We start from the raw sequence: 11,371 nt of genomic DNA, 5'->3' as shown, positions 1-11,371 counted from the left end.
GTCAGGGGGTCAGGGGGTCAGGGGGTCAGCTTGCGAGGAAGTTCGCCACCGCGCCCAGGGTGACCGTGTCGGTGAGGTAGCCGATGTGGGTCTGGCAGGCCACGAGATTGTTGGTCGCGCCGCTCAGTTCGGTGCTGGTGTACGGCAGGATGACGCCGTCGCACGGCGAGTACCAGGTCGCGTACTTGGTGGCGCCGGGCGTCTCGTCCCCGGCGTTGAGCGTGCTCAGGAAGGCCGAACCGGGATACATCTCCACGCACGAGGTGTCGACCAGGCAGGCGCCGGCGAAGGTGGTGCCGTGGTTGGCGCCGGCGATGGAGGCGAGGTGCCGGACGTACGGCTGGCCGCCGAGCTGTTTGACGTACCAGTCGCTGACCAGGCCGCCCATCGAGTGGTTGACGATGTCGACTTGCTGGGCACCCGTCTTGGCCAGCACCTGCTGGACGTAGGCGGCCAGGCTCGCCGCGCTGCTCTTGTTGGACTGCGTCCAGTCGTACTGGAACGCGTAGAGCTCGTTGCCCGTGTACCCCTTGCCGGCAAAGACGGCCTCGGCGGTCGTCCAGTTGCTCGCGCTGCCGCTGAAACCGTGTACGAAGACCACCGGAGTGTGGGCGGTGGCGGCGCCGGCCGGGGCGGGCTGGGCGAAGACGGCCAGGCCGATCGCGGCGAGCAGCGCCACGAGGACGGCGGAAATCCGTCGCATGAAGACTCCTCTGTCTCGGGTGCCCCCTGAACTGTGGTCGGGGGAACGTTCGGAGTGTCGGGGACTGCCGCCGGGAGAGGACCGGTGTAATCACCGGTCCTCTCCCGGCGGCAACCGCTGCTGCCTCGGGTCGGGAGCGGGAGCGGCCGGAGTGCTCGCGGCGCTCTTCCTTTTGTCGCTACTCACGCGTAACACTGATGTCATGGATCCTCGGCAGGACTCCTGCGTTCCATCGCCGGGTCCGCTGTACGGACGTGACCACGAGCGGGCCGAGATCGCCGCCGTCCTGGCCGGCGCACGCATCGGGCGGGGTGGCGCGGTGGCCGTGCTGGCGGAGTCCGGCATGGGTCGCTCGGCGCTGCTGGACGCGGTGGCCGCGGATGTCTCCGGCTTCGGCGTGCGGCGGATCGCCGGCGCCGCCCCGGAGGCCGAGGTCCAGGCGGCCGGGCTGCACCGCCTGCTGGTGCCGCTGGCCGGCGCGGTACGCGCACTGCCCGGCGCGCAGGGCAGGGTGCTGGAGGAGGTGCTGGCCGGAGCGGCGCCCGCGGCCGGGGAACTGCGGTTGGGGGTCGCGCTGCTGCGGCTGCTGGCGTCGGCCGCGCGGGTGCGGCCGCAACTGTGGTGTGTGGACGACGCTCACTGGCTGGACGAGACGTCGCTGCGCGCCCTGGGTTTCGTGGCCCGCCGGCTGGCCGAACTGCCGGCGGCCCTGGTGATCGCGGCGGATCCGGATTCCCGGGCCGACGTGGCGCTGGACGGCGTCCCGGTGCTGGGCCTTCGGCCGCTGGCCCCGGACGCGGCCGGCCGGTTGGTGGCCGGTCTGGGCTGTGGGCCGCCCGGCACCGGACCGGCCGACGAGATCGTCGACCTGGCGGCCGGCAGTCCGCTGGCGCTGGTGGAGCTGGCGCAGGCGGCGGAGGCTCGGCAGCAGCCCGGCCCGTACCTTCCGGCGCCCGTGAGCCGGCTACGGACCCGCTGCCGACGACGGCTCGCCGGGCTCTCGCCCGGGGCGCGCGCGGTGGTGGCGCTGACGCTGGCGGGCGGACCGCTTCCCACCGGTGCGCTGTCGGCAGCGGCGGTACGGTACGGACAGCCCCGGGAATCGGTCGACGCGGCGCTCGAAGAGGCACGGTCGGCAAGCCTGGTGGAGACCGGGAGCGGCCGAGTCCGCGTCCCGGGACGGCTGTTGCGGTCCGTGCTGGCCGCCGAGGTTCCATGGGCGGAGCAGTTGGCGGCGCATCGGGCGCTGGCCGCGCTCGCCGGGTGCGGTATCTCCCGGCCGCGTCAGGCACTGCACCGCCTTGCGGCAGCCGAGGGGCCGTGGCCGGAGCTGGTCGCCGAGCTGGAGTCCGCGGCCGGGACCGTACGGGCGGGTGAGCCCACCGAAGCCGCCACCGTCCTGGAGCAGGGCGCCGACTTCATCGCGCAGCCGCGGGTACAGGCCCGCTGGCTGGTCACCGCGGCGGCCGACCGGCTCGCGGCCGGCGGTGTCCGCCGGGCGTGCTGGTTGCTCGATCGGGTGCCGCCGCACTGCGGTTCGGCGGCGACCCGGGGGCTGCGCAAGCTGGTCCAGGGTGAGATCGAGCTGCGCTCCGCCGTGCCCGCGCTCGCCGGCCGCCATCTGGCGCGGGCCGTCGAGCTCATTCCCGCTGACCAGCGGGAGACACTGGCCAGGGCGTTGATGCTCGCGGGCGAAGCGACCTATGTGGCCGGCGACTTCACCGGGTACTTCGCCCTTGCGGACCGGGCCCGGCGGCTGAGGCGGGACGACGACCCGCCGGCACTGCGCCTGGTCCTCGAGCACTTCGCCGGGATGTCGGCGACGTTCCGCGGCCACCACGAGGAGGCGAACCGCGCGCTGGGCCGGGTGGTGCGGCTCGCCGGGACGGCCGGGGGCCCGGAGCCGGAGATCTGGGCCAGCCAAGCCGCGTACACCCTCGGTGACTTGCGGCACGCGCACACGCTGGCCGCCTCGGCGGTGCACGGCGCCGGTGAGCTGGGCGCGCACGCCTTGGTGCCGGCCGCGCTGGTCTACCAGGCGCTGTCCGCGCTGATGCTTGACCGGCACGCGGCGGCCGAGGCCGCCGCCTTGGAAGGGCTGCGGCTGGCGCGGTCCACGGGGCAGCGTAATCTCGCGGTGGACCACCTCTCCCTCCTGGCGCTGCTGGCGGCGCTCCAGGGCGACCGGGCGACCGTGTCGCTGCGGCTGGGCACGGCGGCGCACGAGGTCGCGGCGCGCGAGCTGGGCCGGCCCGGCGCGTTCAACTGCTGGGCTTCGGCGTGCCTGGACCTGGTGGAGGACCGGCCGGCCGACGCGCTGGCCCGTTTCAGCCACATGTCGACGGGCACGGGCCAGACGAATCTGGCGATCCGGGGGATGGCCGCCCCGCACTTCGTCGAGGCGGCGGTCCGCTGCGGGCGGCGGGACGAGGCGGTCACGGCGCTGCGCGGCTTCGAGAGCTGGGCGGTCAGCAGCGCCGCGCCGAGCCGGCTGGCGCTGGCGCACCGCTGCCACGGACTGCTCGCTGAGGACGAGCTGTCGGCGGAGGAGCATTTCACGGAGGCGTTGCGCCTGCACCGCGACGACGACGCGGCGTTGGAGATGGCCAAGACCGAGCTGTTCTACGCCAATCGGCTCCGGCGGGCCCGCAGGCCGCGCGCGGCGCGCGGCCTGCTGCGGGACGCGCTGGCGATCTTCCAGCAGTGTGAGGCGCTGCCCTGGGCGGCGCGGGCCGCCGCCGAACTGCGCGCGGCCGGGGACCGGGCGGGCCCCGCCGTCCAGCCGGTCGGGCGGCAGCTCACCGCGCAGCAGATCCGCATCTCCGAGCTGGTCGCGCAGGGCGCGACGAACCAGGAGATCGCCGAACTCCTCGTTCTCAGCTCCCGCACGGTGGAATACCATCTGCGGAACGTGTTCAGCAGACTGAGCGTGCGGTCACGGACGGAACTGGCCGCGCTCTTCCGCTGAGGCCGTCCTGCCGCACCGCGAGAGTGCCGGGTCGGAGCGCCTCCGCCGGACCGCGGCGGTGCGGGAGACCGTCGGCGCGGAGCAGACGCAGCGCCGGGCGACAGGTAGGCGCGCGGCACATCGGGCCCGGCCCCTGGCTCCCCACGGCCGCCGCGGGTGTGGACGAGGTCGACGTCCGGGCCGTGTTCCAGGCCCCCCGAGCCAGCGCGAAGGCCTCGGGCCTGGAGACCCTGGCGACGGTCCGGTACCCGCACCGGCAGTCCGGACGGCGGCCGGTGCGCGATTCCCACCGGCCGCCGCCGCGACGTCACGTGTCCGCGGGCCAGTCGACCAGCGGCGAGTGGTAGAAGTCGACCCCCAGGGCCGTCAGCCTGGGTCCCTGGGCTGCCAGGCGCACCTTGTACGTGTTCCAGTCGTGCGTGGACTCGGGGGACCAGCCGAGCTCCGCGATGCCCGGCAGCCGGGGGAAGGCCATGGCCTCGATGTCGTCGTTGGTGACGATCGTCTCCGTCCACAGCGGCGCCTCGACGCCGATCACCGCGCTCGACGGCACCCCGGCGCCGGCGAGGTACGTACCCGGGTCCCAGTCGTAGGAGCGGTTCACCTCCACCGTGCCCGCCCAGTCCTGGCCGAGTTCGGTGTTCTCGTCGTACTTCATGTCGAGGTACGAGCGGTCGGCGGGCGCCAGCACGATCCTGGTGCCGTTCTTCGCCGCCGCGGCGACCTGGGCGCGCTCCGCCGCGCCCGTGTCGTCGTAACCCCAGTATTCGGCCACCGCGCCCGCAACCGGCCTCGCCGAGGTGATCTGGTGCCAGCCCATCACGGTCTTGCCGTACTTCTGGACGACGGCCTGCGCACGGTTCATGAACGACACGTAGTCCGCCTGGCTGGTGGACTGCGCCTCGTCGCCGCCGATGTGCAGATAGCGGCCCGGTGTGATCGCGGCCAGTTCCCGGATCACGTCGTCGACGAAGGCGTACGTCACGTCCTTCGGCACGCACAGCGAGCTGAAGCCGACCTCCGTGCCGGTGTAGAGGGGCGGCGCGACACCGTCGCAGTTGAGCCGCGCGTACGAGGCGAGCGCCGCGTTGGTGTGGGAGGGCATGTCGATCTCCGGTACGACCTCCAGGTGGCGGGACGCGGCGTACGCGACGATCTGCGCGTACTGCGCCTTGGTGTAGTAGCCGCCCGTGCCGCCGCCGACCTCGGTGGACCCGCCGTAGGGCGCCAGCCGGGGCCACGAGGCGATGGCGATCCGCCAGCCCTGGTCGTCGGACAGGTGCAGATGCAGTTCGTTGATCTTGTAGAGTGCGAGCTGGTCGATGTACTTCTCGACCTGCGCGGCGGTGAAGAAGTGCCGTGACACATCGAGCATCGCGCCGCGATAGGCGTAGCGCGGCACGTCCGTGATGCTGCCGCCCGCGATCTGCCAGGGACCGCTCTGCCGGGTGCGCTTCTCGACCGGGGCCGGCAGCAGCTGGCGCAGCGTCTGGACGCCGTGGAAGAGGCCCGCGGAGGTACGCGCGGTGAGGGTGACGCCGTCCGGGCCGGAGTCGAGGCGGTAGCCCTCGGTGCCGAGGCCGCCGCTCGCGGGGGTGAGGGCGAGCCGGATGTCGTGCCCGCCCTTCGTGCCGTGTCCGCGGTCCTCGACGACCGGCAGGGCGTAGCCGGTGGAGGGGCGCAGCAGTCCGGCCAGGTACGTGCCGACCTGGCGGGTCCCGCGCGCGTCCCCCTCGACACGGATGCGCGCGGAAGGCGTCAGGGTGAACGGTCCGCCCGCCGGGGACACCTGCGCGGGCGCGGGCACGATCTGGCCGAGCGGCCGCACCGCAGTGCCGCGGGGCCCCGGCTGGGCCTGGACGGAACCGGCGGCCCCGAGGGCGGATGCGCCGGCCGCGAGGACGAGCAGCAGCGATCCGGCGAGCCGGGGCGCCGTACCGGACAGGGCGCGGGAGCGCGGCGGGGCGAAGGGGGAGGTGCGGGGAGCGGTTCTGTGCAGTCTCACAAGCGACCCTTCGAGGTGGGAGACGGGACCGATGGAACCTGTGGCACCGAGCGGACGAACATTGCCTCCCATGGGACTCGGGCGCCTCACCCGCGTCAAGGTGTAGACCAATTGTCACGTCGTCGCCGGAGAACAGCGAGTGGTGAGCGCGGGCCTTCCCCGACCATGCGCGGCTGGTCCCGGCCGGTTTCGGTCCAGCCGGCGGGCAGTGCGTCGATGCCGGCGCTCCGGCAGAGCGCGACGTCGACGGCGGCTACGCGGCTGTGCCGGGTACCTGTGCACCGGCCTGACGAGCCCCGGCGCCCGCGGGTACGGCCCCCCTCATGCCGGCGCGACGGTCCGGCCATCCGCCAGACCGCTGGTCAGCCAGCCGCCGCCGACCGCTCGGGCGGTGACATCCACCAGGGGAAGCGCGGTGACAGGGGAGCGGATTTACCCAGTGCGTTCCCGCGGCCGGCCGCCTCGGCTCACACCGCGACGGGTGCGCCGACGCTCGTGCCGCCGCCCGGGACGCGGGTGAGGAACGCGGCGAGGTCGGCGGCGGCCTCGGGGTCAGCGGTGGTGAGGCGGGCCGCGAACGCGAGCTGGTCGACGGCGGCACCGGGATCGAGGCGTACGAGCGCGGCCAGCAGTGCGGCGTGGACGAGCAGCGCCTGCGGCAGCAGGCCGGCGGCTGCCTGCCGGGCGGCCGGCTCCGCGTAGTGCCCGCGGTGCGTGGCCAGGGCGCGGGCGAGCCAGGCGTCGATGTCGGTCTGGACGTGGTCGCCGGCGCGGCGGGTGAGCAGGTCCCGTACGGCTTCGTCGCCCGCGTGAGGCTCGGCCTGCGCCAGCGCACCCAGCTCGCGCAGCGCCTGGAGCTCATCGGCGCGCTCCTCGGCCCGGGCTGCTTCGCGCAGCTCGGCCTCCTCCACAGCGGCGGCCAGTTCGGCCCGTACGACGTCGTCGGTGTCCGGGTCGTAGACAGCACCCGGGCCGGCCGCGGCGAGCAGTTGCCCGATGCGCTCCCACTCCGCGAGCTCCGCGCGGCCGCGGGTGTCGTCGGCCAGGGGCTCGTGCCGGGAGTCCTGCCGCGCGTCGAACCGGGCGTCGTCCAGGGCCTGCGCCACCACGGCGGCCGTCATGCCTGTCGCGCGGCGCCGCACCGCGCGACGACCGACGCGGACGGGGTCGACCAGCTCGCGGAGCGAGGCCGTGCGTGCGGCGAAGGAACGGCGGACAGCCCGCCCGGGTGTGGTCATCAGCGCCTCAGCTCTCGGACGGGAAAACGTACGGGCCTTGTCGCGGCCGGTGATTCGGTGCGTCACATATACCACCGCTCGCCGGGCGGCCCTGCCGGAGACCGGAATCCGGCCCGCACCGTCGGGCGCGGGCACCGGCTCCTGCCGGGACGAGGAGCGCTGGGGGCATCCGAACGGAAAAGGCGGGAACACGCGGTCCATGACGAAGTCCGATAACGAAACGCACACGTCCCACGCGCCCGGATCCCAGCCGAGCGTCCGCCCGGGTTCCGACGAACCGCAGACGATCACGGCACCGACGCCGCCCGTCGCCTGGAGCAGTGGCCCGCCGGACCAGGCCGACCTGGCGGACGGGAGCGACACGCCGGAACCGCGCCGCCACGGCGACGAACCGGAGACGACGTCTCAGGACGGCTGAGCCCCGGCAGGAGATGCCCCGGCAGCCGCAGTGCAGCGGGGGCGGCCACGAGGGCAGCACGGCATAGTCGGGCTGACCGCTCCACGCGAGGAGCCGGGCCCCCGGGCACGAACCGCGTGGCCGCCGCCGGACGATTCACGCTCTCTCAGCCCTCGGGCCGTCCTGGTCGGCGGCCCGGGGCTCCAGCAGGCGCAGATCACCGGGAGAACACGCTCCGGGAGTCCGTCCCCCGCCCGAGAGCCCGTTACCCGCTTACGATGATCTGCGGCCGGCACGCGCACCCCGCCGCGTCAGGGAACCCGCGCCGGCAGCGCGAGGTCACGCGCCCGGCAGGAAAAGGCAGAAGAGGTGCCCGTGCGGATCCCGCAGTACGCGGACGTCCTCCTGAGGCTGTTCCTCCTCCGCGGTCGCGCCCAGGGCGACCGCACGCGCGGTCTCGGCGTCGAGGTCGTCCACGAGAAGGTCCAGGTGGGCCTGCATCTGCTGGGTGCCCGCCTTCTGCGGCCAGACGGGAGGCACGTGGTCGGGTTCGTACTGGAAGCTCAGTCCCGGCCGCTCCGCCTCCGGCGCCCGCAGCCGCACCCAGTGCGGTTCCCTGTCCACCTCCGTCCAGCCGAGCAGCGCGCGGTAGAAGTCCGCGAGGGCAGGTGGATCGGGTGTGCCAAGAACGACGGCTGCGAACGTCACGGTCATGGCTGCATCCTTTCAGGGCTGAGCGCCAGCCGCGGAGCACGGTGCTCAGCCGCCCGTCACGGCCGGCCGTGACGGATTGCCCGCCACATGGCCGAGCGGCGGCAGGGAACGGCCCTGCGAGGAATACGGCAGGCGCCGCGAGCCGCCTTCCCGCTACGGAGGGCGACCGCCGTCGACGGCGGCCTGGACCACCCGCAGCGGCAGCCGGCCTCGGCACGGACACACGACGGTCGGCCGGCCCGGGCGGCTGACGCCGCCGGTTAGGCGCGAGCGCCTCGGCTCGTGCCCCGTACTCCGCCGGCGATGCGGCCGGTCCGGGGCGGCTCGTGACGCCGTCCGGGGGAACGTCCGCTCCAGCCGGAACACGCTGGTGCCCGAGGGGGTTGTGACCGGTGCGGCATCCGGCCACAACCGATCACGTACGTATCCACACACCTTGGAGAACTCATGAAGATCGGCATCATCGGCGCGGGAAACATCGGCGGAAACCTCACGCGCCGCCTGACGGCGCTCGGGCACGACGTGTCCGTGGCCAACTCGCGTGGTCCCGAGACGCTGTCCGCTCTGGCCGAGGAGACCGGGGCCACCGCGGTACCCGTCTCGGAGGCGGCGCGCGGCGCCGAATTCGTCGTGGTCGCCATCCCGTTGAAGAACGTGCCCGACCTGCCGGCCGGGGTGTTCGACGGGGCGGCCGAGGGCTTCACCCTGATCGAGACCGGCAACTACTACCCGCAGCAGCGCGACGGGCGGATCGACGCGATCGAGGACGAGGGCGTCACCGAGAGCCGCTGGACGGAGCGCCAGCTCGGCCACCCGGTGGTGAAGGCCTTCAACGGCACCTTCGCGCAGGACATCCTGGACAAGCCGCGCCCGGCGGGCGCCGCCGACCGGGTCGCGCTGCCGATCGCCGGTGACGACGACGGGGCGAAGAAGGCCGTACGGTCCCTGCTCGACGAGCTGGGCTTCGACACGGTCGACGCGGGCGGCCTCGACGAGTCCTGGCGCCAGCAGCCCGGCACCCCGGTCTACGGGCTCGCCGCCGGCACCGACGAGGTCACCGCCGCGCTGGCGGCGGCCTCCCCGGAGCGCCCGGCGGACTTCCGCGGCTGACCCGGCCCGGCGGGAACCCTCTTCGAGGCCCGGCAGTCGTCCGCGGCCGCAACACCAGCCGCGCGGGAACTTGGGAAAAAGGGTGACGTGAACTGTCACCTATGGCGTGCACCGTAGTGGCATGGACAAGGACATGCACAACCAGCACGTCGACCGGGCGGGCCCGCTCGCCGGGAGGATCGCGCTCGTCGCCGGGGCCACTCGCGGCGCCGGGCGCGCCCTCGCCGTGGAACTCGGGCGCTCCGGCGCCACCGTCTACGTCACCGGCCGCACCACCCGCGGCAGCGCCAGCGAGGTCGGCCGGACCACGGAGACCATCGAGGAGACCGCGGAACTGGTCACAGCGGCCGGGGGCACCGGCATCGCCGTCCCCACCGACCACCTGGACCAGGACCGGGTACGCGCCCTCGTCGAGCGGATCGACCGCGAAACGGGGCGGCTCGACATCCTCGTCAACGACCTGTGGGGCGGCGAGCACCTGCTCGTCGGCTCCGTCTTCGGCAAGAAGAGCTGGGAGACGCCGCTCGCCGACGGCCTGCGCATCCTGGAACTCGGGGTGCGCTCGCACGTGATCACCGCGGCACTCGCCCTCCCGCTGCTGATCCGCTCGGACGCGCCGCTGCATGTGGAGGTCACCGACGGCACGGCGGTGTCCAACCGCCGCTACCGCGAGAACCTCTACTACGACCTGGCCAAGAACGCCCCGATCCGGATCGCCTTCGGGCTGGGCGAGGAACTGGCGGAGTACGGGGGCACGGCGGTCGCCGTGACGCCGGGCTTCCTGCGCTCGGAGCAGATGCTCGCCCACTTCGGCGTGACCGAGGAGACCTGGCGCGACGCCGTCGCCCAGGACCCGCACTTCGGTATCGCCGAGTCGCCGCACTACCTCGCCCGCGCGGTCGCCGCACTCGCCGCCGACCCGGACCGGGCCGCCCGCTGGAACGGGAAGTCCACCTCCAGCGCGGAGCTCGCCAGGGCCTATGGGGTACGGGATGCGGACGGCAGCCGGCCGGACGCCTGGGCGTACTTCGAGGAGGTCACGTACGGCGGGAAGGACGGCTCGGTGGACGACTACCGCTGATCCGGTTCCGCGCCGTACACCGAGGTGAGGGCCTGCGCGTGCGCGCGGAAACGGGCGCGCAGGCCCTCCGGGGCCAGCACTTCCGCGTCCGCGCCCAGTCCGGCCAGTTGGGCGAAGGCGACCTCCTCCGACTCCACCGGCAGGTCGAGCGTGACGCGTCCGGCGGCGTCAGGCGCTGGCGCGCGGGCCAGTGCCTCGCCGGCCGGGTCCGCCACGCCGGGCAGGCCGCGCAGGCCGCGCTCGGTCAGCCGCACCGTGACGGTCGTCCGCAGCAGCGCCCGGGCGAACCCGGCGGAGTGGGCCTGCCAGTGCGCGGCCAGGTCGAAGGTCGGGTCGCGGACAAAGGGTTCGTCGGCGCCGGGAGCTGGGCGGAGCGCCGTGACGCGGTCGACGCGGTACGTACGCCAGGCGCCGTCCCGGCCCGGCCGCTCCCCCGGGACCCGGCCCACGACGTACCAGACCCCCGCCTTGAGGACGAGCCCGTACGGTTCCAGGGGGCGGGTGACCGTGCGGGGTGGCGCACCGTCCCGGGCCGGCCGCGCGTAGGCCAGCTCGACGGTGCGGTCGGCCCATACGGCACGGGCCAGTTCCGGCAGCAGTTCCGGGGCGGACGGCTCGCGGAACCAGGCCGGGGCGTCGAGGTGGAAGCGGCGCACCGACGACTCGGCCGCCGCGCGCAGCGAGGGGAGCAAGGTGGCCGACAACTTCAGCCGGGCCGCGTCCGCCGCGTCCGACAGCCCGAGATCGCGCAGGGCCGCGGGCAGACCGGACAGGTAGAGCGTCTCCGCCTCGGTGGGGTGGAGCGTGGTGAGCCGGGTGCGGTGGCCCGGCGCCAGGTGGTAGCCGCCCGCACGGCCGCGCTCGGAGCGGACGGGGACGCCCGCCTCCTGCAGCGCCTGGGCATCGCGGATCACCGTGCGCTCGGAGACATGCAGCTCCCGGGCAAGGGCGCCGGCTGTCAGACCGGGACTCGACTGGAGGAGCAGGGCCATACGGATGAGGCGGGCGGCGCGCATGGCTCAAGGATCGCGGACTGCGCGCCCCGCGCCCGCCCGGGGAGTGGCGCCACGGTGTTCGCCGCCCTCCGGTTCGGGGGGGGGCCCCCCCCCCCGGGGGGGGGGGGGCCCCCCCCGCCCCCCCCGCCCCCCGGCGGCG

9 protein-coding genes are annotated in these 11,371 nt (G+C 74.3%); 4 read left to right on the top strand and 5 right to left on the bottom strand.

Annotated features, from left to right (window positions below):
- Positions 1-25: 25 nt before the first annotated feature.
- Positions 26-703 carry an esterase/lipase family protein gene (locus tag V7E46_RS21280; RefSeq protein ID WP_333769896.1) on the bottom strand — a complete coding sequence of 226 codons (678 nt, stop codon included), beginning with the start codon at positions 701-703 and terminating at the stop codon, positions 26-28.
- 202 nt (positions 704-905) lie between these two features.
- Between V7E46_RS21280 and V7E46_RS21275 the strand changes: the two genes are divergently transcribed.
- Complete coding sequence (locus tag V7E46_RS21275; RefSeq protein ID WP_333769895.1) at positions 906-3,671, top strand: LuxR family transcriptional regulator; 2,766 nt, start codon at positions 906-908, stop codon at positions 3,669-3,671.
- Between the two features lie 307 nt (positions 3,672-3,978).
- Here V7E46_RS21275 and V7E46_RS21270 read toward each other — a convergent pair whose 3' ends face one another.
- Positions 3,979-5,616, bottom strand: a complete 1,638-nt coding sequence (locus V7E46_RS21270) for a beta-N-acetylhexosaminidase (RefSeq protein WP_333769898.1) — start codon at positions 5,614-5,616, stop codon at positions 3,979-3,981.
- Between the two features lie 527 nt (positions 5,617-6,143).
- Entirely contained in the window at positions 6,144-6,914 is a 771-nt protein-coding gene (locus V7E46_RS21265; RefSeq protein ID WP_333769894.1) for a hypothetical protein, read from the bottom strand.
- Between the two features lie 199 nt (positions 6,915-7,113).
- On the opposite strand from V7E46_RS21265, the gene V7E46_RS21260 reads away from it, so the two are divergent.
- A complete protein-coding gene (locus tag V7E46_RS21260; RefSeq protein WP_333769893.1) occupies positions 7,114-7,332 on the top strand; it encodes a hypothetical protein in 219 nt (72 codons plus the stop codon).
- A 318-nt stretch (positions 7,333-7,650) separates the two neighbouring features.
- Here the strand turns inward: V7E46_RS21260 and V7E46_RS21255 are convergent, their stop codons facing one another.
- On the bottom strand, positions 7,651-8,025 hold the full coding sequence (locus tag V7E46_RS21255; protein WP_333769892.1) for a VOC family protein: 375 nt from the start codon (positions 8,023-8,025) through the stop codon (positions 7,651-7,653).
- Positions 8,026-8,472: 447 nt separating this feature from the next.
- On the opposite strand from V7E46_RS21255, the gene V7E46_RS21250 reads away from it, so the two are divergent.
- A complete protein-coding gene (locus V7E46_RS21250) occupies positions 8,473-9,135 on the top strand; it encodes an NADPH-dependent F420 reductase (RefSeq protein ID WP_333769891.1) in 663 nt (220 codons plus the stop codon).
- A gap of 121 nt (positions 9,136-9,256) precedes the next feature.
- The gene (locus V7E46_RS21245; protein ID WP_333769890.1) at positions 9,257-10,216 is read left to right on the top strand and encodes an SDR family oxidoreductase; all 960 of its coding nucleotides are present in this window, start codon (positions 9,257-9,259) and stop codon (positions 10,214-10,216) included.
- On the opposite strand, the gene V7E46_RS21240 is transcribed toward V7E46_RS21245, so the two are convergent.
- Positions 10,207-11,232: a helix-turn-helix transcriptional regulator gene (locus tag V7E46_RS21240; RefSeq protein ID WP_333769889.1), complete on the bottom strand. Its 1,026-nt coding sequence runs from the start codon at positions 11,230-11,232 to the stop codon at positions 10,207-10,209. The two genes, V7E46_RS21245 and V7E46_RS21240, sit on opposite strands and share 10 nt — an antisense overlap.
- Positions 11,233-11,371 lie beyond the last annotated feature (139 nt).

Origin of the sequence: Streptomyces sp. IBSBF 2435, assembly GCF_036815005.1 — a bacterium.
Lineage (GTDB): Bacteria > Actinomycetota > Actinomycetes > Streptomycetales > Streptomycetaceae > Actinacidiphila.
This window is presented reverse-complemented; position numbering and strand designations above follow the sequence as displayed.

Coding starts and splice junctions, on each gene's coding strand:
- V7E46_RS21250 (WP_333769891.1), top strand. CDS start 8,473: ATGAAGATCGGCATCATCGGCGCGGGAAACATCGGCGGAAACCTCACG.
- V7E46_RS21245 (WP_333769890.1), top strand. CDS start 9,257: ATGGACAAGGACATGCACAACCAGCACGTCGACCGGGCGGGCCCGCTC.
- V7E46_RS21265 (WP_333769894.1), bottom strand. CDS start 6,914: ATGACCACACCCGGGCGGGCTGTCCGCCGTTCCTTCGCCGCACGCACG.
- V7E46_RS21275 (WP_333769895.1), top strand. CDS start 906: ATGGATCCTCGGCAGGACTCCTGCGTTCCATCGCCGGGTCCGCTGTAC.
- V7E46_RS21240 (WP_333769889.1), bottom strand. CDS start 11,232: ATGCGCGCCGCCCGCCTCATCCGTATGGCCCTGCTCCTCCAGTCGAGT.
- V7E46_RS21280 (WP_333769896.1), bottom strand. CDS start 703: ATGCGACGGATTTCCGCCGTCCTCGTGGCGCTGCTCGCCGCGATCGGC.
- V7E46_RS21255 (WP_333769892.1), bottom strand. CDS start 8,025: ATGACCGTGACGTTCGCAGCCGTCGTTCTTGGCACACCCGATCCACCT.
- V7E46_RS21260 (WP_333769893.1), top strand. CDS start 7,114: ATGACGAAGTCCGATAACGAAACGCACACGTCCCACGCGCCCGGATCC.